This window comes from Pseudodesulfovibrio mercurii (genome assembly GCF_000189295.2).
In the GTDB taxonomy this organism is placed as follows: Bacteria; Desulfobacterota; Desulfovibrionia; order Desulfovibrionales; family Desulfovibrionaceae; genus Pseudodesulfovibrio; species Pseudodesulfovibrio mercurii.
On the sequence record NC_016803.1, the window covers coordinates 1,131,862 to 1,157,196 of the forward strand.

The following is a 25,335-nucleotide window of genomic DNA, read 5'->3' on the forward strand; positions in this document are numbered from 1 at the left end:
GAAAGCACCACCAGAAACACGGAGTGGAATCATGACCCGTAACATTGACGAAGCATTTAAGGAAGCAACTGAATTTATTGATATTATTACGAAGCCTGTGGGCAGTGTCTCCCTGGAGGAGCGCCAAAACATCGCCACCGAGACCGTGGAGAACTTCCGCGACTACATCAACAAGGGGTTCCTGGAGTACCGCAAGTCCGTGACCGAGGCGGGCGAGTTCGCCGTGACCGAGTGGATGGGCCAGGGGTCCATCCTCAAGGACGCCCTGGATCGCGAGTACATCGACATCCTCGGCGGGTTCGGCCTGTACAGCTACGGTATCCGCCACCCCAGGATCGTGGAGGCGGTCAAGGCTCAGCTCGACCGCTCGCCCCAGTACTCCCAGGAGATGCTCGACCCCCTGCGCGCCAAGCTCGCCCGGATCATCGCCAAGCTGACCCCCGGCGACATCCAGTACGGCTTCTTCGCCAACTCCGGCACCGAGGCCGTGGAAGGGGCCATGAAGCTGGCCAAGTTCTACACCGGCAAGAAGGGCTTCATCTCCATGCTCAAGGGGTTCCACGGCAAGACGCTGGGTTCCCTGTCGCTCATGGGCAAGACCGACTACCGCGCCCCGCTGCTGCCCCTGCTCGAAGGCATGCGCCACGTGCCCTTCGGCGACCTGGAGGCCGTGGAGCATGAGCTGAAGTACGCGGCCGCCGTGGGCGACGACATCGCCGCCGTGGTGGCCGAGCCCATCCAGGGCGAGGCCGGAGCCATCGTCCCGCCCGACGAATTCTGGCCCGGCCTGCGCGAGGTCTGCGACAAGTACGAGGTGCTGCTCATCGCCGACGAGGTCCAGACCGGCTTCGGCCGCACGGGCAAGATATTCGGCGTGGACCACTGGGACGTGGCCCCGGACATCATGTGCTTCGGCAAGGCGCTCGGCGGCGGCGTGGTGCCCATGTCCGGCTTCTTCTCCACCCCCAAGTTCTGGGAGGTCATGGAGCCCAACCCGTTCATGCACACCACCACCACGGGCGGCAACCCCCTGGCCTGCGCCTCGGCCCTGGCCGCCATCACGGTCATGCACGAGGAGAACCTGCCCGCCCAGGCCGCCCAGAAGGGCGAGTATGTCAAGGCCCGCCTGGCCGAACTGTCCGAAAGACACCCGGGCATCCTCAAGGAGGTCACCGGCAAGGGGCTGCTCATCGGCATGCACTTCATGGACGACGAGATCGGCTACCACGTGGCCTCCGGCCTGTTCGCGCGCGGCGTGATCACCGCCGGGACCCTGACCAACGCCCGGTGCATCCGCTTCGAGCCCGCCCTGAACATTCCCATGGAACTGCTTGACGAAGCCCTGAACAGAATGGAAGACGTCTTTAAATCGCTGCCCGTCAGCTAAGGAGGATTCCCATGAACACGAACGAGATGAAGCTTTGGATCAACGGCCAGTGGACCGACGCAGCCGACGGCGGCGTGTTGGAAGTGGAGAATCCCGCGACCGGCGAAGTGGCCGCCACTGTGGCCAAGGCCGGTGAAAAGGACGTGCTCAAGGCCGTGGCCGCGGCCAAGACCGCCTTCGAGGACGGCCGCTGGTCCGGCCTGACCCCGTCCCAACGGTCCAAGTGCCTGTGGAAGCTGGCCGACCTGCTCGAGGCCCGCAAGGAGGAGTTCGCCCGCATCGAATCCGAGGACACGGGCAAGCCCTTCGCCTTCCTCAGCCTGGGGGCGGACCTGCCCTTCTGCATCGACAACCTGCGCTTCTTCGCCACGGCCGCCCGCGACACCGGCGGCCACCACGCGGGCGAGTACGCGCCGGGCTACACCTCCCTGTACCGCCGCGACCCGGTGGGTCCGGTGGGCCAGATCGCCCCGTGGAACTACCCCCTGCTCATGGGCGTGTGGAAACTCGGCCCGGCCCTGGCCGCGGGCTGCACCGCCGTGCTCAAGCCCGCCTCCCTGACCCCGCGCACCTCGCTCATGCTCGGCGAACTGACCGCCGAGGCGGGCATCCCCGACGGCGTGGTCAACGTGGTCGCGGGTTCCGTGGGCCACATCCTGACCAGCCATCCGGACATCCGCATGGTCTCCCTGACCGGAGCCACCGAGACCGGCAAGTCGGTCATGAAGAGCTGCGCCGACACGGTCAAGCGGGTCCACCTGGAGCTGGGCGGCAAGGCCCCGTGCCTGGTCTTCAGCGACGCGAACATCGACCTCGTGGCCGAGAAACTGTCCATCGCGGCCATCTGCAACTCCGGCCAAGACTGCACCGCCGCCACGCGCATCATCTGCCACAAATCCGTCGAGAAGCAGGTCTGCAACGTCATGGCCGAGGCCATGAAGAAGATCGTGGTCGGCGATCCCTTTGACGACGCCACCCAGATGGGCTCCATGATCTCCGGCCGCCACCTGGAGATGGTCTCCGGCTTCGTGGAACGCGCCAGGGCCGACGGGGCCACCGTGCTCTGCGGCGGCCAGGCCATCGACCGGCCCGGCCACTTCTACACCCCCACGGTCATCACCGACGTGCGCCAGGACTCCGAGATCGTCCAGCAGGAGGTCTTCGGCCCGGTCATCACCATCCAGACCTTCGACGACGAGGCCCAGGCCATCGCCATGGGCAACGACGTGGTCTTCGGCCTGGCGTCGTCCGTGTTCACCAAAGACGTGGCCCGGACCATGCGCGTGGCCAAGGCCCTGGAGTTCGGCACGGTCTGGGTCAACGACCACCTGCCCCTGGCCTCCGAGACCCCGCACGGCGGGTTCAAGCAGTCCGGTTTCGGCAAGGATCTGTCCGCCGAGGCCGTGGGCGACTACCTGGTGACCAAGCACGTGATGATCAACAACGCCGTCTAGCGGCGCGAAAAAACATTCAACCGCCTGCCCGAGGCAGGCAGAGAGCGACATGGCGAACACCCCCGTTACCCCCATCCGCGTCCCGGTCCGCGCACCGGCCTGCGACGGGCTCTTCATGCCCGGCGAATGGGCCGAGCACGAGGCCACCTGGATGATCTGGCCGTGCAAGCCGTCGGCCTGGCCCTTCGGCATGGACAAGCCCCGTCTTGCCTACGCCGAAGTGGCCAAGGCCATCAGCCGGTTCGAGCCGGTGTACATGATGTGCCGCCCCGAACTCATGGCCCAGGCCAAGGCCCTGTGCGGCGACGCCGTGACCCTGGTGCCCATGGACACCCGCGACTCCTGGGCGCGCGACTCGGCCCCGACCTTCGTCATCGACGGCAGGGGCGGCGTGGCCGGCGTGGACTGGGTCTTCAACGACTGGGGCCACATCGCCCGGTATGAGGGCAAGTACGACGAGCCCATGGCCCAGGCCGTGCTCGAACACCTGTCCATGCGCCGCTACGCCGCGCCCTGCATCATCGAGGGCGGCGGCATCCACTCGGACGGCGAGGGCACCCTGTTGACCACGGAGCAGGTCCAGTTCGACCCCCGGCGCAACGCGGGCTTCTCGAAGGGCGACTTCGAGGCCCTGTTCGCCGCCTACCTGGGCACGGAAAAGGTCGTCTGGCTCGGCAACGGGCTGGAGGACGACGAGACCAACGGCCACGTGGACATCCTGGCCTGCTTCGTCCGGCCCGGCGTGGTCATGGTCCACGACTGCACCGACCCGGACGACGCCAATTACAAGGTCTCGCGGGACGCCATACAGCGGCTCGAAACAACCACGGACGCGCGCGGCCGGTCCTTCGAGATCATCCGTATGCCCCAGCCCGCGCCGCGCTTCAACGGCGACTGGCGCATGGACCTGAGCTACATCAACTTCTACATCGCCAACGGCGGCATCGTCATGTCCTCCTTCGACGACCCCATGGACGAGACGGCGTACAGGCTGATGTGCGAGGCCTTCCCCGGCCACGAGGTGATCCAGCTCCCGTGCCTGGACATCTTCGCCGGGGGCGGCGGCATCCACTGCATCACCCAGCAGCAACCCAAGGGCACGCCCCTGCCGGTATTCTAGGAGCGCAGCATGAGCAAAACCACTCTGGCAGTCACCCAGATGGCCTGCACCGACGACCTCAAAGCCAACGTGGACCGGGCCGAAGCCCTGGTCCGCGAGGCGGCCGCACGCGGCGCGCAGATCATCCTCCTCCAGGAACTGTTCGAAGGACCGTACTTCTGCAAGAAGCAGAAGTTCGAGTACTTCTCCCTGGCCCACGAGGCGCGCCCCGACGACCCGCTCCTGGCCCGCTTCTCCGCCCTTGCCAAGGAACTCGGCGTGGTCCTGCCCGTGTCCTTCTTCGAACGCGCGGGCAAGGCGTACTACAACTCCATGGCCATGATGGACGCGAACGGCCGCATGCTCGGGCTGTACCGCAAGACCCACATCCCCCAGGGACCGGGCTACGAGGAGAAGTATTACTTCAACCCCGGCGACACCGGCTTCAAGGTCTGGGAGACCGCCTTCGGCAAGGTCGGCCTGGGCATCTGCTGGGACCAGTGGTACCCCGAGGCCGCCCGGTGCATGGCGCTCATGGACGCGGACGTGCTCCTGTACCCCACGGCCATCGGCTCTGAGCCGACCATGCCGGACTGCGACTCCATGCCGCACTGGCGGCGCACCCAGCAGGGCCACGCGGCCGCCAACATCCTGCCGGTCTGCGCGTCCAACCGCATCGGCACCGAGACCGACGACGACGTGACCATGACCTTCTACGGCTCGTCCTTCATCACCGACCCCATGGGCGCGCTCCTGGCCGACGCCGACCGGACCACCCAGGGCGTGTTCACCGCCGAGGTGGACTTCGACGAGATCCGCAACTTCCGCACCGGCTGGGGCTTCTACCGCGACCGGCGGCCGAAACACTACCGGACCCTCCTGACCCTCGACGGCCACACCCCGGCCGACTAGGGGAAGCGACCCCGCAACGAAAAGGGCGCCCGGTTTGGCCGGGCGCCCTTTTTTGTTGCAATCGGGGGAGGAAATCGCTTGGCGGCGTTATCGGATGGCTTCGCCTCCGGCGTGCAGGGGTTCACCCCGCTGCCCCCCCTACGCCTTGGGGGAATGGGTCAGAGCAGGCACTGCAGGCCGCCCATGCACCACAGGCAATGGCCGCAGGGGATGGTCGCGCCCAGGCAGTCGCAGTCGAAATCGAAGGGCGCTCCCTTGATGTCGTCGCAGGGCACGAACGGGCAGTTGGAGCAATAGGGGTATTCGTATTCCAGCACCTGGCGGCGGAAATCCGCGTAGGAAGCGCCCCGCCAGATGTCCACCAGGTCGCGCTCGCGGATGTTCCCGAAGAGCCACGGCCGGACCACCTTTTTGCCGCCGTCCAGGTGGCAGGCGTACTGGTGCCACAGGAACTGGCACGGGCTGACGTCCCCCTGCGAGGTGACGAAGGCCGTGCCATCCTCCACGAAATGGCAGCGCCGCTCGTCGCGGGCCTTGAGGGGCGGCAGGCGCAGCTCCAGCCCGGCGCGCAGGGCCGCGTCCCCGGCCTGCCGGAAACGATGCGCCAAGTCCCGCTCCGCCCCGTCGAGGTTGCGCCGGTCCCATTCGAGCAGGTGGGGCAGGTGGACCCACACGCCCGAGGCCTCGGCCTCGGCGAGCAACCCCTTGACCAGCTCGAGCAGCCGCTTCTCCCGGTCCGACTTGACGAACTTCCAGGCCACGCCCTGCTGGTCGTGCAGGTCGAGCCCCTGTTCCGCCGCCCTGGCCTGCCATTTTTCGAACAGGGCCGTGGCCGCCGGGGTGTTGGGGTTGAACAGGGACTGATCCTGCATGGCCTGGTCGTAGGGCAACACGTGGGAGACTATGGCGAAGTCCAGGCCGATCTCCCCGGCCCAGCGGACGACCAGGGGCAGCTGGTCGGCGGTGTCGCGCATGAGCACGAATTCCAGGCCCAGGCGCAGGCTCCGGCCGTACCGCTCCCCTGCCCGGCGCAGCAGGCGGAAGGCGCGCTCCAGGCGGGCCGCCCCGGTCATGCCGTGCAGCTCGCCCCCGGCCGCGAGGCCCATCTCCAGGGTGTCCACCGAGACGCAGAAGGTATCCACGCCGGATTCGACCAGACGGTGGGCCAGGGATTCCGTGACCAACAGCCCGTTGGTCTGGAAGCCGATCCAGCCGGACGCGGGCATGACGGACCGGGCAAAGGCGGCCATGTCCGGCAGGTCGGGATTGAGCAGGGGCTCGCCGATGCCGTTGAGGACCAATGCCTCGCACCGGGCCAGGGCCGGTTCAAGCCGCCGGAAGGCGTCGAGGTCCAGGTCGGTCTCGGGGATGTCGCTGTCCGGGGCGGACTTGACGCACATGGCGCAGCGCATGTTGCAGCGCGTGGTCACCTCCACCTGGAGCCGGGACGGAAAGGACGGTTCCGGACGGGTGGCGGCGGGAGCGGGAAATGTCTGGGGGCGGTTCATGACGGCGGTTCCATGGGGTTGGGTCGGGGGAACCGCCTGTATACGGCAAAGCGGACGCGCCGTCGAGGGGTGCAAGCGGCCCGTTCCCGGCGGGGTCCCCCTATCCGGCCGGGGAGGTCAGACCGGACACCGAGGTGCCGATGAACTCGTCCAGGGTCGCGCCGTCCGACTCGCCGATGAGCCGGTTGATCTCGCGGCCGCCGTGGAACAGCAGAAAGGTGGGCGTGCCCTTGACCGCGAAGCGCTCGGTGGCCGTGTCCAGGTAGTCGGCGTTGTACAGGAAGAACCGAACGGTGTCGCCGTGGGCCCGGTGAGCCGTTTCCAGGACCTGCAACTGCACGGAATATTTTTCATTCCGTTTCAGGAAGGCGATCAGCAGAGGAGAGCCGCCGCTGTGCAGTTCCATGTCGATGGCCTGTGGCTCGATGATCTTGATCGTGCGCATGCGTTCGCTCCTCGCCGGAACGCGGGCCGAAGGTCCGCCGTCCGGGCTTACTCCGACACATAGCAGGGAGCGAGCCGTGTTGCATTACATCAACTCGTTAGTATGGTTATAACTTCATCCCGCCGGATGCGGGACGCGACGGTCCGGGCTCAGCCGTCCAGGCCCCACCCCTTGAGCTTGCGGTACAGGGTGGCCCGGTGCATGCCCAGCAGGCGCGCGGCCCGGACCTTGTTGCCCCCGCACTCGACCAGGGCGGCCAGGACGTCCTCCCGGCCCGGCTTGTGCACGGCGAAGGAGGCCGGGACCAGGGGTTCGGGCTGGACCGAAGGTTCGCGGACCTGGCCCCGGATCTGATCCACCAGGTCCTTGCGCAGGTGCTTGACCTCGATGGTCTTGCCCGGCGACAGGATGCAGGCGTGTTCCAGGGCGTGCTTGAATTCGCGCACATTGCCCGGCCAGGAATAGGTCAGGAGCAGGTCCATGACCTCCTCGGACACCCCGTCGAAATGCTTGCCGAAATTATCCGCGAACACGCCCAGGAAGTGGTCCGTCAGCAGGGGGATGTCCGCCTGCCGGTCGCGCAGGGGCGGCATGGTCACGGGCATGACGTTGAGCCGGTAGTACAGGTCCTCGCGGAAGGCCCCCCGGCGCACGGATTCGCGCAGATTCGCGTTGGTGGCCGCGATGATGCGCACGTCCGCGGTATAGGTCCTGGACTCGCCCACCCGTTCGTATTCGCGACTCTCCAGGAAACGCAGGAGCTTGAGCTGGAGCATGGGGGAGATGTCGCCGATCTCGTCCAGGAACAGGGTGCCGCCCTGGGCCGCCTGGATGCGTCCGACCTTGTCCCGGACCGCACCGGTGAAGGCCCCGCGCACGTGACCGAACAGCTCGCTCTCCAGCAGGCTCTCGGACAGGGCCGAGCAGTTGACCTTGATGAGCGGCTTGCCCGCGCGCACCCCGCCGTGGTGCAGGGCCTCGGCGGCCAGCTCCTTGCCCGTGCCGGACTCGCCCAGGATGAGCACGATGGAGTCCAGGGACGAGAGCTGTTCCAGGAGCTGGTAGATGTCCTGCATTGGGCCGCTGCGGCCGACGATGCTCCGGAACCCGTGGCGCTGCTGCAACTGCTTCTCCAGGTCCGCGATGTGGGAGATGTCGCGCACGATGAGCACCGCGCCCGCATGGTGGCGTTCCCTGTCCTCCAGGGGCGAGCAGTTGATCTCGACCATGCGTTCGCCCATGACCGGGGTCCTCAACTCGATCTCGTAGCCGCGCACGGGCTTGTCCGTGGCCAGGACCTGGCGCAGCACCTGGACGCAGGGGTTGGACTCGTCCCCGACCACCTCCTCGAACCTGTGCCCCCTGGAGCGCTCCTCGTCGAACCCGAACAGGGCCTTGGCCGCGTTGTTGGAGGTGATGATCGACAGGTCGGAGTCCACGGTCAGGATGGCGTCCGGGATGGAGGCGAAGGTGGCCTCCAGGTTCAGGCGGTACTGCTCCTTCTCCTCGGTGGCCAGGGCCAGGGCGCTCTCGGCGGCCTTGTGCTCGGTCTCGTCGCGGCCCACGGCCTGGATCTCCACCACCCGGTTGCGGTCGTCGAGCACGGCCCGGTGGGTCCAGGAGATCCAGCGCTCCTCCCCGTCCGAGCGGACCTGGCGGACCTCCCGATCGAACACGGGCCGCGCGGGATCGAAATGTTCCAGCCATTCGCCCAGGGCCCGGCGGTCCATGGAGCCCAGAAAGTCGAAGACCTCCCGGCCCAGAATCTCGTCCTCGTCCAGACCGGCGAACCGTTCGAAGGCGTTGTTCACGAAGGTCAGCCGGCCGTCCATGCCGTAGCGGCAGATGAGCTCGGTCTGGTCCTCGACCACGGCCCGGTACAGCCGCGCGCCCTCGCGCAGGGCCTCCTCCACGATCTTGCGCCGGGAGATGTCCTGGGCGTAGAGGATGCACACCTCCCGGCCCGCGTTGGTGAAATGACTGATGGACAGCTCCACCGGGAAGGAGGTGCCGTTGCGGCGCTTGAGATAGTCGTAGGAGACCCGATCCCCGCCGTGGGTCATGGCCGACAGGACCTGCTCCGGGTGGGCCACCAGCCCCCGGATGGACACGCCGCGCATCCCGCCCGGCTCATAGCCCAGGGCGCGGGCGGCCGCGTCGTTGCACTCCATGACCGCACCGGCCTCGCGGTCCACCAGGATGATGGCGTCCGTGGCCCCGGCGAACACGCTGCGGTACTGCTTCTCGCTCTCGGCCAGGCCGACCTCGCTGCGCCGCCGGGCCGTGATGTCGCGCAGGGAGACCACGAACCCGGACAGGATGTCGCCCCGGAACACGGGCCGCACCCGGGTCTCCAGGACCATGCCGCCCCGGTGCTCCTCGAGCCGGGCCGCCTCGCCGGTGGTCCGGGCCTTGGCGATGGCCCCCTCGTGCAGGTTCATCACGGACTCCGGGAAGAGCGACGGATAGGCCCGGCCGGCGCATTCGCCCACGTCCCGGCCGAGCAGGCTCTCCAGCGGGCCGCTGCACTCGATGACCGAGGCGGTCTCGTCCAGCAGAAAGGTGACGCCCTCGTCGGCGTCGAGCAGGGAGCGCAGGAATGCCTGGGCGGTGGACAGCCGGGCCTCCTGCACCAGGGCCGTGGAGCGCAGCTCGTTCTCGGCCAGGCCGAGGCGGGCGAGCATCTCCAGCTGGGCGCGGACCACGGGCTTCTGCACGTAGGCCATGGCACCGCAGTCCCTGGCCAGGCGTCCGGGGTTGTCGATGGCCGCGGAGATGAGCAGGATGACCGGCGTGACCAGGCCGAGCCGGGCGGCCTCGTGCACCAGGGAGCCGCCGTCCTCGTCCTTGCCGTGGGCGGCCAGGACCAGGGCCGGTCCGCGCCGGGCCATGAGCGCGGCCGCGGAGGCCGGGCTGGAGGCGGTCTCCACCTCGTATCCCCGGGCTTCGAGGATGTCCTTGATCAGGGCGCGTATGGAAGCGTCGCCGTCGGCGACAAGGATGGTCGAGCTCACCGGCATATCTCCTGGAATGACCCATACATCACTTGTCCCGCGAAAACCAGCCCCGTACCGATACACCTCCTTTTTGACTGTTCATTTCCCTTTTCAGGGTGTATAGCCCCACATATGGTGGAGCCTTATCCATAACTCAGGAGGATTGTATGTCATCTTTTACCGAAGCCGATCTGCCCGTTGACGTCCATCATGGGGAAATGATTACTCTGGCGGACGGGACCACGGTCAGGTTCGAATCCAACGGAGAAGCCAAGGACATTATGGTCAACGACGGGTTCGCCCCGGCCTGCACCCTGTTCCCCGGCAACGATTTCGTCGTCGAAACCGGCGACGGCAATTACCAGATTACCTGTGAATTCGGCGATGTAATGCACATCAAGAAGATCTGATTTCCCGGCCGCGCCCGCCCCGGCGGACGCGGCCAACCCCCTCCCCTCCTTCCCCGACCCATTATTTTCCATGCGGAACAATTCTAACGCCGATGACACGGTGTGGGTTGTCTGCTATGCCTTCGGTACGTCCGCACAGTCGCACGCCGCGCAACCAGGAGGGGAGCCATGGCCAAGATACTGATCGCCGAGGACGACCGCATTTCCCAGAAACTCGCCGTCAAGATCGTCGAGGAACTCGGGCACACGGCCTTTGTCAGCCCGCACGGCAGGCACGCCTATGAATCCCTCATGGCCAACAACGACTTCGAGCTGCTCCTGACCGACATCATGATGCCCGAGATGGACGGCCAGCAACTGATCAAGACACTGCGCGGCGACCAGCAGTTCGACGACCTGCCGATCATCATCATGTCCGCCGTGGTCGGCATCAACGACATCTCCAACCTGCTCAAGCTCGGGGCCACCCTGTTCCTGGCCAAGCCCCTGGAGCGCGAGGAGCTTCAGGACTACATCACCCGCTGCCTGGGGCCAGGCAAGACCTGCCGCAACTGACCGGCCCGCGCGGAAAACCGGGCGCGCCGCTTCCCTTCCCCGGCGAAAATCGCTACACCCGTATGGACGCGGCGCGGCAACGTTGCGCCCAACCTCCAACACAACCCACGGGAGCGAAATGAAAAGCCTGCTGCAATCCCTCTTTGTCTGCGCCCTGCTCGTCCTGACGGTCTGCCCGGCCGCCCTGGCCCAGGACCTGGAAAACACCCTGTACCTGGATCTGGCCTCCGGCCGGGTGGTCATCGAGATGCGACCGGACCTGGCCCCCAGACACGTGGCCCGAATCAAGGAGCTGGCGCGCATGAAATTCTATGACGGCATCGTCTTCCACCGGGTCATCGACGGGTTCATGGCCCAGACCGGCGACCCCACCGGCACCGGCCGGGGCGGTTCCGGCATGACCCTGCCCGCCGAATTCAGCAACGCCCCGTTCCAGCGCGGCACCGTGGGCATGGCCCGCGCCTCGGACCCGGACAGCGCGGACAGCCAGTTCTTCATATGCTTCGCGCCCGCCCCGTTCCTCGACGGCCAGTACACCGTCTGGGGCCAGGTCGTCTCGGGCATGGAGTTCGTGGACCAGATCAAGAAGGGGACCGGCCAGAACGGCATGGTCAGCAACCCCGACAAGATCATCAGCCTGCGCGTGGCCGCCGACGCGCAGTAGCCTCCACGGCGTAACAAAAAGTCCCCGGCTCCCAACGGAACCGGGGACTTTTTCGTCCTTCTGCGCATGGAGCGGACCGGACGCCCCTCCGGACGCTACTGGTCGGTGTACAGGAACCGCTTGATCTTCTGGGTGGGCGTCTTCTCGAAGGGTTCGACCTGTTCGACCACGCGGTTCAGCCGGGCGAAGGTGGAGACCTTGGCGTTGACCTCCTTGTGGAGGTCGTCGAGGATCTTGCGGACCTTGTCGCGCACCTCGGACTCGATCATTTTGCGCACGTCGAACTGCTCGTCCAGGACGTCGTAGTTCAGGTGCACGCGGGCCACCAGCCGACCGGCGGATTCGTAGACCAGGGATTCCAGGACGTAGTCGCTGGCGTTGATGACCGACTCCACCTCTTCGGGGTAGATGTTCTCCCCGCTGGGCCCGATGATGACGTTCTTGAGCCGCCCCTTGAGCCACAGGTAGCCGTCCTCGAACTTGCCCAGGTCGCCCGTACGCAGCCAGCCATCCTCGGTAAAGGTCGCCTCGGTGTCCTTGGGGGCCTTGTAGTACTCGCGCATGACGTTGGGCCCCTTGGCCAGGATCTCGCCCTCGCCCGTGGCCGGGTCCGGGTCGTCGATCTTCAGCTCCACGCCGGGAATGGCCGGGCCGATGACCCGGAAGCGCTGCTCCTGCATGTTGATCCCGGCCAGGAGCGGCGCGGTCTCGGTCATGCCGTACCCCTTGGCGTAGGGCACCTTGGCGTCGATCAGGAAGAGCTCCACCTCCGGGGCCAGGGGCGCGCCGCCGATGCACAGGCAGCGCAGTTCGCCGCCGAAGGCCTCGATGAGCTTTTTACCCGCCACCTGGGAAAGCTTGCGCCGGGTCAGGCCGATCTTCATCAGCCCCCGCGCCACGCCCGAGCCGGTCAGCTTCTTCTTGATCCGGCTGCGGTAGATCTTCTCGATGATCAGGGGGACCACGTTCATGATCGTGGGCTTGACCTGCTGCATGGCGGGCAGCAGGGTCTTGGGGGTCGGGGGCTTTTGCAGGTAGTAGACCGCGCTGCCGGACAGGATGGGGATGAGCAGGCCCACGGTGCACTCGTAGGTGTGGGCCATGGGCAGCACGGACAGGAAGCGGTCGGTGGCCAGGACCTCGATGGTCCCGACCCCGGAAATACAGTTCTGGACCAGGTTGCGGTGGGTCAGGACCACGCCCTTGGAGTGGCCGGTGGTGCCCGAGGTGTAGAGGATGGCGGCCACGTGATCGGCGGTCAGCTCGAAGGGCGCGCCGGTCTTCCGGTCGATGAACCGGCGGGCCGAGGCGCTGAACCACTCCACGGGCCTGCGGGCCGTGTCCGAAAAGCGCTCCACGGTCTCCTTGTAGGAATCGGAGAACTTCTCCATCTTTTCCCGGGCGGTGTCGCTGAACCGGTTCATGCGCTCACGGGCCGTCTCGGGCAGCTTGTCGCGGGCCGCCTCGCCCAGGTGTTCCACCCGGTCCAGGGCGGCCTCGGCGAACTGCTCGATGCGCCCTCCCGCATTGTCCAGGGCCTCGCGGAAGGTGGTCCGGGTCCCCTCCCCGTCCTCCATGGAGAAGTCGTCCATGACCATGACGATCTCGACAAAGGACTCGTCCTCGCCCTCGACCTTGTCCATGTAGCGGCGGGAGGCGATGACCATGCGCGCCTCGGAGTGGCGCAGGATGTGCTGCACCGCGCTGGGGTGGAACTCCTGGAGGATGGGCACCACGACGGCCCCCATGGTGGTCACGGCGAAATAGCTGACGGCCCAGTTGGGCATGTTCTCGCCGATGAGGGCGACCTTGTCCTCGGGCTTGATGCCCAGCCCGCGCAGCACGGTCTGCAATTCACGCACGTTCCGGCCGAACCGGGCATAGGTCATGGGCTCGCCGCCCACGAAGGCCAGGGCGATGCGGTCCGGGAACCGTTCCACGGAACGATCCAGCAAATCCTTCAAGGTCATGTCGGCAGTATCGCTCACGCACCCTCCCCGATGATCATGAGACAAAAGCGGGCCCCAGCGGCGCGCCAACATGCCATATCACGTTACGGGCCCGCGTCAAGCACGGGATGGGGATGCGGGACCGAAGGCCGGGCCGGACCGGATCAGTCCAGGGCCGCCCGGACCACGGTCTCGGCGTGGATGCGGCAGGTGTCCAGGGTGGGCACGTCGGTGTCGCCGGGCCGGACCAGCAGGCCGATCTCGGTGCAGCCGAGGATGACCGCCTCGGCCCCGCGCGCGGCCAGTTCCTCGATAATGCGCAGGAACTCGGCGCGTGAGCCGTCCAGGAACTCGCCCCGGCACAGCTCGTCGAAGATGACCCGGTCCACGAGTTTGCGGTCCCCGGCCTCGGGCACCAGGACCTCGAAGCCGTGGTCCTGGAGACGCCCCACGTAAAAATCGTCCTCCATGGTGAAGATGGTCCCGAGCAGGGCGACCCTGGCATAGCCGCCCGCGCGGGCGGCCTCGGCCGTGGCGTCGGCGATGTGCACCAGGGGCACGGAGACCGCCTCGGCCACCCGGTCGGCCACCTTGTGCATGGTGTTGGTGCCGATGACCATGAGTTCGGCCCCGGCCGACTCCAGGGTGCGGGCCGCGTCGGCCAGCCGATTGCCCACCCCCGCCCAGTCGCCCGCGCACATCAGTTCGCGCAGGGGGGCGAAGTCCACGGAGTTCATGAGGATGCGGGCCGAATGCAGGCCGCCCAGCTCCGCCTTCACCGCCTGGTTCATGACCCGGTAGTATTCCAGGGAGGATTCCCAGCTCATGCCGCCGATGAGTCCGATGGTCTTCATGATGCGCTCCTATGCGAGGAAGTAGCGGCCCGCCGCCACCAGAATCATGCCCAGGGCCACGGTGCCGAAAAAGGACCTGGTCCGCCAGGCCAGCAGGAAGGCCGGGACCGCGGCCCACAGGAAGTAGTTGTCGAGGGACACGTCCACCCTGCCGTCCCGGAGCAGCAGGGCCGGGAAGAGCATGGACGACAGGACCGCCGCCGGGACGTAGGACAGCCAGCGGACCACGGATTCGGGCAGGGTCCGGGAGGCCAGGGCCACCAGCGGGACCATGCGCGGGATGTAGGTCACGGCGAGCATGCCGACGATGGTCAGGAAGACTATTTTCTGGTCCATGATTCCACTCCCGCGCCGAAGGTTGCGCCGATGACCGTGGCCAGGATGACCGACCACTGGGCCGCGCCCGCCTGGTTCAGGACCAGGGCGAGCAGCCCGCTGAACCCGGCCACCAGGACGTGCAGGCCGTTCTTCATCTGCATGACCAGGAGGGCGATGAACATGGCGGGCAGGGCGTAGTCGATGCCCAGCGGCTCCACGCTCGGGATGGACGCCCCGGCGAAATAGCCCGCGAACGAGGCCAGCACCCAGGAGACCTGGGCCAGGCCGTTGATGCCAAAGCAGGTGGTCTTGTTCAGGTCGCCGCGCGCGAAGCGCACCGAGTGCACGGCGAAGGACTCGTCCGTGACCTCGTAGGCGAACAGGGCCAGCTCCCACTTGTTCCAGGACTTGAGGTTCGGGGCGAGCGAGGCGCTCATGAGCAGGTGGCGCAGGTTGACCACGAAGGTGGTGGCGATGATGGACACCGGGTTGAGGCCCGCCGCGAACATGGCCACGGCGATGAGCTGGGCGGACCCGGCGTAGACCAGGACCGACATGAGCACGGTGTTGAGCAGGGACAGTCCGGCTTGCTGGGCCAGGACGCCGTAGGCCGCGCCCACGGGCAGGTAGCCCATGACGATGGGCGCCACCTGGCGGGCGGCGGACAGCATGGGCGAGCCGGGCTGCTCCCCGGCAAGGGCTTGGGTGGTCATGACAAGCGTCTCTCTGAGCGTTTTTCGGGCCATGGCCCGGTTAATCTGCTGTATCCACGCCTTGCAGTAAAGCCGAAAATCTGTAATCGGTACAGATACAGTTCAAACAAAAATCATACGAAACAGATTCCGGGGAACCATGGACACCTACCGCTACCGCACCGTGGAAAAGAACGTCATGACCATGATCGACGCGGGCGCGCTGGCGCTGGGCGACAAGCTGCCCTCCCTGCGCTCCCTGAGCGTCAAGCTCGGCGTGTCCGTGTCCACGGTCAACCAGGCGTACCTCGAACTGGAACGCAAGGGGGTCATCGAGTCCCGGCCCCGGTCCGGGTTCTTCGTGCGCCGGGAGTCCCGGCGGCTGCCGCGCACCGAGACCGCGCCCACGCCCATGAGGCAACCGAGGCCGGTGACGCGCATCGGGCTCATCCAGACCGTGCTCGAATCCGTGGGCGCGGCGGACCGCGTGGCGCTGGACGTCATCGCGCCCGGCCCCCAGCGCATGCCGCTACGCGAGCTGGGGCGGATCACGGCGGCCATGGTCCGGGCCGAGCCCGAGCGGGCCATGGGCTACGCGCCCATCCCCGGCGACCCCAAGCTCATCCGGCAGATCGCCTACCGCTCCATGGAGTTCGGCATCCCGGCCGAGCCCGACGACCCGCTGATCACCGCCGGGTGCATGGAGGCCCTGTACCTCTCCCTGCGCTCCATCTGCCGCCGGGGCGACACCGTGCTCATCCAGTCGCCCACCTACTACTGCTTCCTCCAGCTGCTCGAAACCCTGGGGCTGCGGACCATCGAGGTGCCGTCCGACCCGGAGCGCGGGGTCGCGCCCGAGGAGCTGGCCCGCGCGCTCAAGACCTTCGACATCGCGGCCTGCGTGCTGGCGCCCAACTTCAACAACCCGGACTCAAGCCTGACCCCGGACGAGGCCAAGGCGGAGATCGTGGCCATGCTGGCCGAGCGCGACATCCCCCTGGTGGAGGACGACGTGTACACGGACCTGCACTTCGGCCCGAAGCGGCCCGGCACCTACAAGCAGTTCGACCGGAAGGGGCTGGTCCTGCTCTGCTCCTCCTTTTCCAAGACCATAGCGCCCGGCTACCGGGTGGGCTGGATGCTGCCCGGCCGGTACCGGCAGAAGGCGCTCGAGATCAAGGCCACCACCAACGTGTCCAGCTCGGCCCCGGCCCAGATGGCCATCGCCGAATACCTGCGCCAGGGGCGGCTGGAACGGCACCTGAAGCGGCTGCGCACGGACCTGGAGCGGCAGATGGACACCATGCAGCTCCACCTGGGCCGCCATTTCCCGGCCGGGACCCGCGTGACGCACCCGGTGGGCGGCGCGGTCCTGTGGTTGGAGCTGCCCCGGTCCGTGGACGGGGCGGAGCTGTTCTTCCAGGCCCGGGCCGAGGGCGTGGGCATCGCACCGGGGGCCATATTCTCCACCCAGGACAAGTTCGCCAACTACATCCGGCTGAGCTGCGGCTGCCCGTGGACCGACGAACTGGAACAGGGCGTGCGCACCCTGGGCCGCCTGGCCGGGTCCATGTGCGCGTCCTGATCGGGGCCATCACGTTTTCCGACTTTACCGCCAGGGCCTCCCCGAGTATCTTCGCGCTTCCGAAACCCCGAGAGGAGACCATGCGCCCCATCGACCCGAAACAGACATCCTACGGCTTCGCCGCCGCCCTGGCCGCCTTCCTGGGCTGGGGCCTCCTGCCCGTCTACTGGAAGGGCCTGATCACCGTGAACCCCTTCGAGATCCTCTGCCACCGGGTGGTCTGGTCCCTGGTCTTCATCGCGGTCATCCTGACCCTGCGCCGGGGGTGGGGCGAGACCTTCTCCCCGCTCAAGTCGCCGCGCGACCTGCTCATCCTGACGGCCAGCTCGCTCATGATCGGCTGCAACTGGCTGCTGTACATCTGGGCCGTGAACACCGACCACGTGCTCGAGACCAGCCTGGGCTATTACATCAATCCCCTGGTCAACGTCCTGCTCGGCTTCGTCTTCTTCCGCGAGCGGCTGCGCCCGCTCCAGACAGTGGCCATCGGCCTGGCCGCCCTGGGCGTGGCCAACTCGGTCATGGCCCACGGCGAGCTGCCGTGGATCTCCCTGGCCCTGGCCGTGAGCTTCGGCCTGTACGGGCTGCTGCGCAAGATCGCCTCAGTGGAGTCCCTGCCCGGCCTATTCCTCGAGACCATGGTGCTGGGGCCCTTCGCCCTGGGCTACATCCTCTGGCTCCAGGCCCACGGCGCGTCCGCCCTGTTCCACCAGGGGCTCTCCGTGGACCTGCTGCTCCTGGGCGCGGGCGTGGTCACGGCCTCGCCGCTCATCGGCTTCGCCTACGGGGCCCGGCGGCTGCAACTGACCACCCTGGGGCTGCTCCAGTACCTCTCCCCGTCCATCGCCTTCCTGCTCGGCGTGTACGTCTACAGGGAGCCGTTCACCCCGAGCCACCTGCTGACCTTCGCCCTGATCTGGGCAGGGCTGATCGTCTACACCGTGGAATCGGTCCTGACCATGCGCCACCAGCGCCGCCTGCGCCGCCCGGCGGCTCCCCGGCACGCGGCCTGACGGCCCGGTCCCGCGCCCCGTCCCCGCACCGTTGACAACCGCAGCTTCATCGCCTATCGTCGATGTACGATGAAAGAGACTGAAGACGCCATGCAGACCAACCCCACGGCCCGGACCGACGACGAGACGTTCCTTGCCGACGTGTGCAAGGGGTTGGCCCATCCGGCGCGCGTCAGCATCCTCCGGCGACTGCTTGCCGAGGACCGCTGCGTCTGCGGCCGCCTGGTCGAAGGGCTGCCCCTGGCCCAGTCCACGGTCAGTCAGCATCTCAAGATTCTCAAGAATGCCGGTCTGGTGCGCGGTGAGGTGGAAGGTCCCAGGACCTGCTATTGCATCGACCGCGAGACCCTGGCCCGCTTTGCCCCCCTCGTCCGCTCCCTGCTTCGCGCAGGACTCGCCAAGGAGGCGTCATGAAAGGACTCGACGACAAGCCCCTGACCGGGACCACCCCCGAGCCCCTCGAACCCCTGGCCCTGATGGCCCCGCCGGACGTTCCGGCCCGAGACGACGCGCCCTGTTGAGGGCCCAGGCCCGACCCCCGTGCCGGGGTCTTCGAAAAGCCGGGCTACGCCGTGGAACCCTTTGTGGACGGCTTCGCCAGGACGGCGGCCGGTCCGGTGCCGCGCGTGCGCACCTATCTGCGCCGCGACGACCGCGTGGGCGATCTGCGCGCCCGCCTGGGCACCAACCGCCACGACTTCAAGGTGGTGCCTGGCCTGTACTGCGTGGGCGAGCCCGACCGGACCTCGCCGGTCCTGGTCACCGCCAACTACAAGCTGACCTTCGACACCCTGCGCGAGCGGCTGACCTCCATCGACGCCTGGCTGCTGGTGGTGGATACGCGCGGCATCAACGTCTGGTGCGCGGCGGGCAAGGGGTTGTTCACCGCTTCCGAGGTGGCCTTCAGCGTCAACGCGGTCCGGCTGCACCAGGTGGTCGAGCACCGCGAACTGATCCTGCCCCAGCTGGCCGCCACGGGCGTGGCCGCCCGCGAGGTGGAGCGCATCTGCGGCTTCAAGGTCCTATGGGGCCCCATCCGGGCCAGGGACCTGCCCGCCTTCCTGCGCAACGGCAACAAGGCGGACGAGGCCATGCGCGGCGTGACCTTCACCTTACGCGAACGGGCCGCGCTCATCCCGGTGGAACTGTACCAGCTGCGCAAGCCCCTGTTCGCGGCCATTCCGCTGCTCTTCCTGCTCTCCGCCCTGGGGCCGGACCTCTTTTCCCCGCCCGCCCTGTGGCAGCGGGGCATCTCGGCCGTCACGGCCACCCTGGTCGGCGCGCTGGCGGGCAGCGTGCTGGTCCCCCTGTTCCTGAACAGGCTGCCCTGGCGGCAGTTCTGGCCCAAAGGCGCGCTGGTCGGCGGGGCCGCCGGGACCCTGGCGGCACTGTACCTGCCCGTGCACGGCTGGGCCGACCCCCTGGCCCTGACGCTCTGGGCCACGGCCGTGGCCTCCTGGCAGGCCATGAATTTCACGGGCTCGACCCCCTACACCTCGCCCTCGGGCGTGGAAAAGGAAATGCGCCGGGGCATGCCGCTCCAGGCACTGGCCGCGCTGGCCGCCGCAGGGCTGTGGCTGGCCGGGCCGTTCCTCGGTTGACCGGGAGACTGATGATGAAGGATTTCCGCTATATCGACGGCGTGTCCAGCCTGGCGCTCGACACGGACAAGTGCGTGGGCTGCGGGTCCTGCGTGGACGTCTGCCCGCACCGCATCCTGGCCGTGCGGGAGCGCAAGACGACCATCCTCGACTTCGACGCCTGCATGGAGTGCGGGGCCTGCGCCCGCAACTGCCCGGTGGAGGCGATCACCGTCACCCCCGGCACGGGCTGCGCCGCCTACCTGGTCTCGGTCTGGCTGCACCGGCTGACCGGGCGCAAGATCGACGCCGCCTGCTGCTAGTCCGCGAGCAGGGCGGGCAGCTCGGCCACGGTCAGGACCCGCGCGTAGGCCGCGCCCAGGGCGGCCAGAAACGCGCCGTGCACCTGGCCCGCCGGGATGGTCCGCCCGGCGAAGACGAGGTCGCGGGTGGCCGAGGCATCGGCCAGGACCAGGCAATCGAAGCCGAGGTCCGCGGCCGCGCGTACCCCGGCGTCCAGGCACATGTGGGTCATCATTCCGGCCACGGCCAGCCGTTCCACCCCGGCCGCACGCAATTGCGCGAGCAGGTCCGTGTCCCGGAAGCTGTTGGGATAGTGCTTGGTGATTACGGACTCCCCCTCCAGCGGGCGGACCGACCCGTGGATGGCCGCGCCCTCGGTGCCGGGCAGGAAGAAGGTCGCGCCCTCGTACGTGGATTCGTGGCGGACGTGGTACACGGGCAGGCCGCGCTTCCGGAACAACGCGAGAGCCTCGGCCGCGCGGGCCGAAGCCTCCGGGCCGCCGACGAGTTCCATGCGTCCGCCGGGGAAATAGTCGTTTTGCAGATCGATGAGCAACAGCGCCGTGAGCATGTGGGCCTCCGTTTTTTTTCGTCACGGTACCCGCCTCGCCGCGACGGGGTCCAATCGCTTTCCCCGATGTGCCCTTTCGAATATCCGATTTCCTAATCTGAAGGCTTGCCCGAACGTTGGCCCTGCGCTATACAATTAAGAATCGGACAAGTACCCGAACATAAACCCTGTTGCCCCGGATTCGACCATGACCGACCTGCCCGCGCACGATTCCCTGTGCGTCGTCTGGACCTCCTCCGACCCCGAAGTGGCCGACAACCTGGCCTTCATGTATGCGCACAACGCCCTGCGCGAGGGGTGGTGGGAACGGGTCCGGCTGATCATCTGGGGACCCTCGGCCGCCCTGGCCGCCCGTGACGGACACATCCGGGCGCGGATCACGGAGATGCTGGACGACGGCGTGGAGGTCTGGGCCTGCCGGGCCTGCGCAGAGAACTACGGCGTGGTCGACTCCCTCGAAGCGCTGGGCGCACACGTGCTCTACGTGGGCAAACCCTTCACCGACATGCTCAAGGGCGGCTGGACCCAGCTGACCTTCTGAGGCGGGCCGACGCAGGAAACGGGTACAGAGCGGAGACACAGGTGAACGACACGCAGCGCCATACGACCCACGCGCCGGACAACCCCGTGCACATCCTCGTCGCCGAGGACTCGGAGAGCAACCAGATGCTCCTCTCCCTGTACCTGAACGATTCCGGCTACGCCCTGGACTTCGCCATGAACGGCCGCGACGCCGTGGAACGCTTCAAGAGCGGCTCCTACGGCCTGGTGCTCATGGACATCTTCATGCCCGTCCTGGACGGGCTGGACGCCACCCGCGAGATCCGCGCCTTCGAAAAGGAGCGGGGGCTCGCCCCGGTGCCCATCGTGGCCGTGTCGGCCAACGCCTTTGACGAGGACAGGAAGCGCTCCATGAAGGCGGGCTGCTCCGATTTCCTGGCCAAGCCCATCCGCAAGATTCCGCTGCTCAAGTTTCTCGCCGACACCCTCGGCAAAAAACCGCTGCCATGACCCGCGCAGCCCTCCTCCGCAACATCCTCAAACTACAGGAACCGGAAGCCGCACTGGCCTGCCGGACGGAGGGGGGACCGCCGGGCGAGGCGCGCATCATCGAGGCCAACGAGGCCGCCAGCGCCCTGCTCGGCCTGAGCCGGGAGGAACTGCTGGACCGGACGCCCGGCGAGGTCATCACCAATTTCGCGGCCCTGGCCGGAGACGCGCCCGCCTTCGAGACCGGCTCCCAGCGCATCGAGCACACCCTGTGCGGCAAAGGCCGGGCCACGCCCGTGGAGATCCGCTCCCACGGCCTGGACCTCGACGGCGATCCCCTCTTCGTCCTCATCCTCCGGGACATCACCGTGCGGCGACGGCGGGAGATGAAGAACGACCTGGACGAACAGCGGTTCAAGACCCTGTACAGCCTGTCGCGAATGATCAACCGACCCGAAGAGCACATCCTGGACTACGCCCTGGTGCAGAGCGTGTACATGACCGACAGCCGCATGGGCTACATCGGCTTCCTGGACGAAACCGAGTCCCGGCTGCTCCTGCGCCCCTGGACCGTGCCCGGCCTGGGCGAGTGCACCGTGAAGGACAGATCGCGGGTCTTCGCCATCGAAGGGGCCGGGCTGTGGGCCGAGGCCGTGCGCCAGCGCCGACCGATCATCACCAACGACTACGCCTCGGCCCCGAACAGGCGGGGCACCCCCGAAGGGCATGTGCCGCTCGTCCGACACATGAACGTCCCGGTCATGGACAACAACCGCATCCGGATGCTGGTCGGCGTGGCCAACAAGGACGAGGACTACACCGAATCCGACGTGGTCCAGCTCTCCCTGATCATGGAGGGGGTCTGGCACATCATCCAGCGCAAGCGCATGGAGGCCGACCTGATCCGGGCCATGCGCGAGGCCCGCCAAGCCGACCGGGCCAAGAGCCAGTTCCTGGCCAACATGAGCCACGAGCTGCGCACCCCCCTAAACGGCATCATGGGCATGACCCAACTCCTCCTGGGCAGCGGGGGGCTGACCGAGGAACAGCGGGAATACCTGTCCCTCAGCCTGGAATCGAGCATCAACCTGTCCGGGGTGCTGACCTCCCTGCTCGACCTGTCGAGCATCGAATCCGGCGGCACCGGGCTGACCCGGACGGACTTCGACCTGCCCGACGTCATCCGGTCCGCCGTGACCCCCCAGCTCCCCCAGGCCGAACTCAAGGGGCTGCAACTCGCCTGCCGCCTGGACGGCTCCGTCCCGGCGCGGGCTCACGGCGACGGGGAAAAACTGCGTCAGATCATCGTCAACCTGGTGCACAACGGGGTGAAGTTCACCCAGGAGGGGTTGGTCACGGTGACCGCCTCCTGCGCGCCGCGCGAGGACGTCCCGGACGGGATCACACTGTCCGTCTCGGTGGCGGACACCGGCGTGGGCATCCCCGAGGACAAGCGCGAGGCCGTGTTCGAGAGCTTCATGCTCGGCGAGGAGTACATGACCAAGCGGTACAGCGGCCTGGGCCTCGGCCTGACCATCTCCCGCAAGCTGGCCGAACTCATGGGCGGAACCCTCGAACTCGAACACCACACGGGCAAGGGGTCCGTGTTCACCCTGAAGGTGCCCCTGCTGCGCCGGACGAACTGGACCGAGTTCCCTGCCCCGGACGAAACGACCGACCCGAAGCTGAACATCCTGGTGGCCGAGGACGAGGAGATCAACGCCCTGGCCACCTCGCGCCTGCTGCGCACGCAGGGCCACGCCGCCATCGTGGTGGACAACGGCCAGCGCGCCATCGACGCCCTGATGCGGGGCGGTTTCGACATGGTCCTCATGGATGTGCAGATGCCGGTCATCAACGGCCTGGAGGTCACGGAGATCATCCGTTCGGGCGCGGCCGAGGGCATCGACGCGGGCATCCCGATCATCGGCCTGACCGCCTTTGCCGACGAGGGAGACCGCGCCCGGTTCCTCGACGCGGGCATGGACGATGTCGTGACCAAGCCCTTCGACGCCCACCGGCTCCTGGACGCCGTGCGCCTGGTGGCCCGGACCCGCGGACGCGTCTGAGCCCGGCCCGCGCAAAAAAGGCCGCACCCTCGCGGGCACGGCCTCAATCATGCATCCATGAGCCCGGATCAGCCGAGCAGTTCGTTGACCTTCTTCATGACCGCGAAGGCGTCGGCCACGTAGAGCACGTCGCACTTGCCCTGGGCCCAGCCGCAACCGGCGTCCAGGTTGATGGCCCGGCGCTCCTTGATGAAGCGCCAGCCGACCACGTGTGGCTCCTCGCCGTGGCAGCAGGTGGACAGTCCCTTGGGATGGCGCGGGGTCGCGCCGGTCTGCCCCACCTGGTGCATGTGCGTCAGGAACGAGATGACCGCGCCGCCCTCGCCCGAGATGTCCACCAGGGACTTGGATGAGCCGAGCGACGACTTGGTGGCGTCCAAGAAGGACAGGATGGTCGATTCGGCCACGTCCACGTGGGTCGCGCCGTCGGCCTGCTTCTTGGTCCAGCCCGCGCCCGCGACGAAGAGCAGCGCCGCGTCCGGACGGATGGTCTGCTGGTCCTCGGAGGCGCACTCCATGCCCGCCACCCTGGTGCGCGAGGCCACGGCCACGTCCAGGGTCTCCACGTCCGCCGCGCCCGCGCCCTCGAAGGGTTCGGCGCAGCCGGAATCGAGGGTCAGGACCCAGGGCCGCTCGTCGCGGGTCAGGGTGCCCTCCATGCGCTGGCGGTAGAACCAGCGTTTGGCCACGGGCTTGCCGTCCTCCACGGACAGGCCGGACAGGTGGGTGTCCACCCGGCCGCCCAGGCGCACGGCCAGACCCGGCAGGGCGCGGCTGAAGCGCGAGGTGGCCGGGGCCACGACGATCTCGGCGCTGCACGCCTTGGCGATGGCCTCCGCGGCCGCCAGGTCCGAGGCGTAGCGCCCGTCCGCGAAGTCCGCGCCGGACACCGCGTATAATTTGGCGTTGCAGCCGCCGATGGTCCCGGCGGCCTCGGCAACGTCCGCGCCGATCAGGCCCACGGCCAGCTCGGCACCCAGGCCGTCGGCCAGCGCCTTGGCGGCGGTCAGGACCTCAAGGGCCGACTTGTGCAGGGAATTGTCGCATTCCGTGTGTGCAAGAAACAAAACAGTCATGGCGATACCCCCTAGCCCTTGATCCATTCGACGATTTCCCTGGCCATCTCCTCCACCGGCACGTCCTTGACGATGCGGGTCTCGCGGCGCTGCCTGGGCAGCTCCACCGAGGAGAATTTCAGGCTGGTGCCGGACAGGTCGGCGGGCTTGGCCTGCATCAGGGCGGGCATGTTCTTCTGCATGTTCTGCATGCCCACCTGCGGGTTGTTCGGCGGCTCGGGCAGCTCGCCGGTGGCCCAGCCGAAGGCGGCCGGAGCGCCGTCCACCACGGACTTCTGGTACGCACCGCCCTCCACGCGCTCAAGCACCTCCAGGGAGCCGTCGTCGCCCACGGTGAGCCTGTCCACGCCCTGGAACTGCTCGGTCACGCCGAGCATCTCGCCGACCATCTGGATGACCGCGCCGGAGCCGCGCGAGGCGGACTGCCAGCCGCCGAAGAGCAGCAGCCTGGACTTGTCCAGCCCGCCGATGCCCTCGATGGTCGCGGCCAGGACCTTGGCGGTCTCGTAGGCGTCGGTGAAGCCCGAGGCGGAGCCGTCGGCCACCACCAGCTGGAACGGGACCTTCTGGGCCACGGACATCATGACCTGCTGCAGCTTGGCCTTGGGGCCGAGGCTGACCAGCCAGACCTGGCTGCCCGGATTCTTGGCGGCCAGGCTCGCGGCCTCGTACAGGGCGTGCCCGGCCCACGGGTCGAGCACGGCGGGGAGCATCATCTCGTTCTTCAGGGACGGCCCGGCGGGCCCGTCCTGGGGCGCGAGCGTCTGGAGCGGGTCCGGAACGATGGACCCGCAGACCACGATGTGGAATTCACTACCCATGCATTGTTCTCCTTAGATTAGCGGCGGCAATCGCATTTCTCATGCCGTCCATTTACCGCCTTCGGCGAATGCCTCCGGCGGCTT

Annotated in this window: 25 protein-coding genes; 15 read left to right on the plus strand and 10 right to left on the minus strand. The window is 67.6% G+C overall.

Features of this window, described 5'->3' with window-relative positions; translation table 11 throughout:
- Window positions 1–31: 31 nt before the first annotated feature.
- The 4 genes from DND132_RS05320 to aguB are packed head-to-tail and all read left to right on the plus strand — an operon-like array spanning window position 32 to window position 4,852.
- The gene (locus tag DND132_RS05320) at window positions 32–1,387 is read left to right on the plus strand and encodes a putrescine aminotransferase (RefSeq protein WP_014321679.1); all 1,356 of its coding nucleotides are present in this window, start codon (window positions 32–34) and stop codon (window positions 1,385–1,387) included.
- Between the two features lie 11 nt (window positions 1,388–1,398).
- The gene (locus DND132_RS05325) at window positions 1,399–2,841 is read left to right on the plus strand and encodes an aminobutyraldehyde dehydrogenase (RefSeq protein ID WP_014321680.1); all 1,443 of its coding nucleotides are present in this window, start codon (window positions 1,399–1,401) and stop codon (window positions 2,839–2,841) included.
- 49 nt (window positions 2,842–2,890) lie between these two features.
- Window positions 2,891–3,961, plus strand: coding sequence for an agmatine deiminase family protein (locus tag DND132_RS05330; protein WP_014321681.1), 1,071 nt, complete (start codon window positions 2,891–2,893; stop codon window positions 3,959–3,961).
- Between the two features lie 9 nt (window positions 3,962–3,970).
- Complete coding sequence (gene aguB, locus DND132_RS05335) at window positions 3,971–4,852, plus strand: N-carbamoylputrescine amidase (protein WP_014321682.1); 882 nt, start codon at window positions 3,971–3,973, stop codon at window positions 4,850–4,852.
- 158 nt (window positions 4,853–5,010) lie between these two features.
- Here the strand turns inward: aguB and DND132_RS05340 are convergent, their stop codons facing one another.
- From DND132_RS05340 to DND132_RS05350, 3 genes are all read right to left on the minus strand, one after another.
- Window positions 5,011–6,360, minus strand: coding sequence for a radical SAM/SPASM domain-containing protein (locus DND132_RS05340; protein ID WP_014321683.1), 1,350 nt, complete (start codon window positions 6,358–6,360; stop codon window positions 5,011–5,013).
- Between the two features lie 100 nt (window positions 6,361–6,460).
- The gene (locus DND132_RS05345) at window positions 6,461–6,805 is read right to left on the minus strand and encodes a thioredoxin family protein (RefSeq protein WP_014321684.1); all 345 of its coding nucleotides are present in this window, start codon (window positions 6,803–6,805) and stop codon (window positions 6,461–6,463) included.
- Window positions 6,806–6,954: 149 nt separating this feature from the next.
- The gene (locus DND132_RS05350) at window positions 6,955–9,825 is read right to left on the minus strand and encodes a sigma 54-interacting transcriptional regulator (protein WP_148266948.1); all 2,871 of its coding nucleotides are present in this window, start codon (window positions 9,823–9,825) and stop codon (window positions 6,955–6,957) included.
- A 143-nt stretch (window positions 9,826–9,968) separates the two neighbouring features.
- Between DND132_RS05350 and DND132_RS05355 the strand changes: the two genes are divergently transcribed.
- The 3 genes from DND132_RS05355 (at window position 9,969) to DND132_RS05365 (ending at window position 11,430) form a co-directional block, all read left to right on the plus strand.
- A complete protein-coding gene (locus DND132_RS05355; RefSeq protein WP_014321686.1) occupies window positions 9,969–10,211 on the plus strand; it encodes a hypothetical protein in 243 nt (80 codons plus the stop codon).
- Window positions 10,212–10,379: 168 nt separating this feature from the next.
- Window positions 10,380–10,766 carry a response regulator gene (locus DND132_RS05360; RefSeq protein WP_014321687.1) on the plus strand — a complete coding sequence of 129 codons (387 nt, stop codon included), beginning with the start codon at window positions 10,380–10,382 and terminating at the stop codon, window positions 10,764–10,766.
- 118 nt (window positions 10,767–10,884) lie between these two features.
- Window positions 10,885–11,430, plus strand: coding sequence for a peptidylprolyl isomerase (locus DND132_RS05365; protein WP_014321688.1), 546 nt, complete (start codon window positions 10,885–10,887; stop codon window positions 11,428–11,430).
- A 95-nt stretch (window positions 11,431–11,525) separates the two neighbouring features.
- Here the strand turns inward: DND132_RS05365 and DND132_RS05370 are convergent, their stop codons facing one another.
- The 4 genes from DND132_RS05370 to DND132_RS05385 form a co-directional block, all read right to left on the minus strand.
- Window positions 11,526–13,418, minus strand: coding sequence for an AMP-binding protein (locus DND132_RS05370; RefSeq protein WP_014321689.1), 1,893 nt, complete (start codon window positions 13,416–13,418; stop codon window positions 11,526–11,528).
- A gap of 125 nt (window positions 13,419–13,543) precedes the next feature.
- The gene (locus DND132_RS05375) at window positions 13,544–14,233 is read right to left on the minus strand and encodes an aspartate/glutamate racemase family protein (RefSeq protein WP_014321690.1); all 690 of its coding nucleotides are present in this window, start codon (window positions 14,231–14,233) and stop codon (window positions 13,544–13,546) included.
- Window positions 14,234–14,242: 9 nt separating this feature from the next.
- Entirely contained in the window at window positions 14,243–14,569 is a 327-nt protein-coding gene (locus DND132_RS05380) for an AzlD domain-containing protein (protein ID WP_014321691.1), read from the minus strand.
- On the minus strand, window positions 14,554–15,264 hold the full coding sequence (locus DND132_RS05385; RefSeq protein WP_014321692.1) for an AzlC family ABC transporter permease: 711 nt from the start codon (window positions 15,262–15,264) through the stop codon (window positions 14,554–14,556). The genes DND132_RS05380 and DND132_RS05385 overlap by 16 nt, the downstream gene beginning before the upstream one ends.
- Window positions 15,265–15,403: 139 nt before the next feature.
- On the opposite strand from DND132_RS05385, the gene DND132_RS05390 reads away from it, so the two are divergent.
- From DND132_RS05390 to hgcB, 5 genes are all read left to right on the plus strand, one after another.
- Window positions 15,404–16,828, plus strand: coding sequence for an aminotransferase-like domain-containing protein (locus tag DND132_RS05390; protein WP_014321693.1), 1,425 nt, complete (start codon window positions 15,404–15,406; stop codon window positions 16,826–16,828).
- Between the two features lie 80 nt (window positions 16,829–16,908).
- Entirely contained in the window at window positions 16,909–17,841 is a 933-nt protein-coding gene (rarD, locus tag DND132_RS05395; protein ID WP_014321694.1) for an EamA family transporter RarD, read from the plus strand.
- Window positions 17,842–17,910: 69 nt separating this feature from the next.
- On the plus strand, window positions 17,911–18,255 hold the full coding sequence (locus DND132_RS05400) for an ArsR/SmtB family transcription factor (protein WP_014321695.1): 345 nt from the start codon (window positions 17,911–17,913) through the stop codon (window positions 18,253–18,255).
- Window positions 18,252–19,442: a mercury methylation corrinoid protein HgcA gene (gene hgcA, locus DND132_RS05405; protein WP_250697411.1), complete on the plus strand. Its 1,191-nt coding sequence runs from the start codon at window positions 18,252–18,254 to the stop codon at window positions 19,440–19,442. The genes DND132_RS05400 and hgcA overlap by 4 nt, the downstream gene beginning before the upstream one ends.
- Window positions 19,443–19,453: 11 nt before the next feature.
- Window positions 19,454–19,744, plus strand: coding sequence for a mercury methylation ferredoxin HgcB (gene hgcB, locus DND132_RS05410; protein ID WP_476643947.1), 291 nt, complete (start codon window positions 19,454–19,456; stop codon window positions 19,742–19,744).
- Here hgcB and DND132_RS05415 read toward each other — a convergent pair.
- Window positions 19,741–20,295, minus strand: a complete 555-nt coding sequence (locus DND132_RS05415; protein ID WP_014321699.1) for a cysteine hydrolase family protein — start codon at window positions 20,293–20,295, stop codon at window positions 19,741–19,743. The two genes, hgcB and DND132_RS05415, sit on opposite strands and share 4 nt — an antisense overlap.
- Before the next feature lie 187 nt (window positions 20,296–20,482).
- On the opposite strand from DND132_RS05415, the gene DND132_RS05420 reads away from it, so the two are divergent.
- From DND132_RS05420 to DND132_RS17535, 3 genes are read left to right on the plus strand one after another with little or no spacing between them, the layout of a single operon-like run.
- Window positions 20,483–20,836: a DsrE family protein gene (locus DND132_RS05420; protein WP_014321700.1), complete on the plus strand. Its 354-nt coding sequence runs from the start codon at window positions 20,483–20,485 to the stop codon at window positions 20,834–20,836.
- 41 nt (window positions 20,837–20,877) lie between these two features.
- A complete protein-coding gene (locus tag DND132_RS05425; protein ID WP_014321701.1) occupies window positions 20,878–21,306 on the plus strand; it encodes a response regulator in 429 nt (142 codons plus the stop codon).
- Entirely contained in the window at window positions 21,303–23,354 is a 2,052-nt protein-coding gene (locus DND132_RS17535; RefSeq protein WP_014321702.1) for a GAF domain-containing protein, read from the plus strand. The genes DND132_RS05425 and DND132_RS17535 overlap by 4 nt, the downstream gene beginning before the upstream one ends.
- 68 nt (window positions 23,355–23,422) lie before the next feature.
- Here DND132_RS17535 and DND132_RS05435 read toward each other — a convergent pair whose 3' ends face one another.
- Entirely contained in the window at window positions 23,423–24,430 is a 1,008-nt protein-coding gene (locus tag DND132_RS05435; protein ID WP_014321703.1) for an electron transfer flavoprotein subunit alpha/FixB family protein, read from the minus strand.
- Window positions 24,431–24,441: 11 nt separating this feature from the next.
- Window positions 24,442–25,251 (minus strand): electron transfer flavoprotein subunit beta/FixA family protein, encoded by an 810-nt coding sequence (locus tag DND132_RS05440; protein WP_014321704.1) that lies wholly within the window; start codon window positions 25,249–25,251, stop codon window positions 24,442–24,444.
- Window positions 25,252–25,335: the final 84 nt, after the last annotated feature.

Bases quoted from the DNA above. Each gene is read 5' to 3' on its own strand.
- DND132_RS05320 (WP_014321679.1), top strand. From the start codon at position 32: ATGACCCGTAACATTGACGAAGCATTTAAGGAAGCAACTGAATTTATT.
- DND132_RS05325 (WP_014321680.1), top strand. From the start codon at position 1,399: ATGAACACGAACGAGATGAAGCTTTGGATCAACGGCCAGTGGACCGAC.
- DND132_RS05330 (WP_014321681.1), top strand. From the start codon at position 2,891: ATGGCGAACACCCCCGTTACCCCCATCCGCGTCCCGGTCCGCGCACCG.
- aguB (WP_014321682.1), top strand. From the start codon at position 3,971: ATGAGCAAAACCACTCTGGCAGTCACCCAGATGGCCTGCACCGACGAC.
- DND132_RS05340 (WP_014321683.1), bottom strand. From the start codon at position 6,360: ATGAACCGCCCCCAGACATTTCCCGCTCCCGCCGCCACCCGTCCGGAA.
- DND132_RS05345 (WP_014321684.1), bottom strand. From the start codon at position 6,805: ATGCGCACGATCAAGATCATCGAGCCACAGGCCATCGACATGGAACTG.
- DND132_RS05350 (WP_148266948.1), bottom strand. From the start codon at position 9,825: ATGCCGGTGAGCTCGACCATCCTTGTCGCCGACGGCGACGCTTCCATA.
- DND132_RS05355 (WP_014321686.1), top strand. From the start codon at position 9,969: ATGTCATCTTTTACCGAAGCCGATCTGCCCGTTGACGTCCATCATGGG.
- DND132_RS05360 (WP_014321687.1), top strand. From the start codon at position 10,380: ATGGCCAAGATACTGATCGCCGAGGACGACCGCATTTCCCAGAAACTC.
- DND132_RS05365 (WP_014321688.1), top strand. From the start codon at position 10,885: ATGAAAAGCCTGCTGCAATCCCTCTTTGTCTGCGCCCTGCTCGTCCTG.
- DND132_RS05375 (WP_014321690.1), bottom strand. From the start codon at position 14,233: ATGAAGACCATCGGACTCATCGGCGGCATGAGCTGGGAATCCTCCCTG.
- DND132_RS05380 (WP_014321691.1), bottom strand. From the start codon at position 14,569: ATGGACCAGAAAATAGTCTTCCTGACCATCGTCGGCATGCTCGCCGTG.
- DND132_RS05385 (WP_014321692.1), bottom strand. From the start codon at position 15,264: ATGACCACCCAAGCCCTTGCCGGGGAGCAGCCCGGCTCGCCCATGCTG.
- DND132_RS05390 (WP_014321693.1), top strand. From the start codon at position 15,404: ATGGACACCTACCGCTACCGCACCGTGGAAAAGAACGTCATGACCATG.
- rarD (WP_014321694.1), top strand. From the start codon at position 16,909: ATGCGCCCCATCGACCCGAAACAGACATCCTACGGCTTCGCCGCCGCC.
- DND132_RS05400 (WP_014321695.1), top strand. From the start codon at position 17,911: ATGAAAGAGACTGAAGACGCCATGCAGACCAACCCCACGGCCCGGACC.
- hgcB (WP_476643947.1), top strand. From the start codon at position 19,454: ATGATGAAGGATTTCCGCTATATCGACGGCGTGTCCAGCCTGGCGCTC.
- DND132_RS05415 (WP_014321699.1), bottom strand. From the start codon at position 20,295: ATGCTCACGGCGCTGTTGCTCATCGATCTGCAAAACGACTATTTCCCC.
- DND132_RS05420 (WP_014321700.1), top strand. From the start codon at position 20,483: ATGACCGACCTGCCCGCGCACGATTCCCTGTGCGTCGTCTGGACCTCC.
- DND132_RS17535 (WP_014321702.1), top strand. From the start codon at position 21,303: ATGACCCGCGCAGCCCTCCTCCGCAACATCCTCAAACTACAGGAACCG.
- DND132_RS05435 (WP_014321703.1), bottom strand. From the start codon at position 24,430: ATGACTGTTTTGTTTCTTGCACACACGGAATGCGACAATTCCCTGCAC.
- DND132_RS05440 (WP_014321704.1), bottom strand. From the start codon at position 25,251: ATGGGTAGTGAATTCCACATCGTGGTCTGCGGGTCCATCGTTCCGGAC.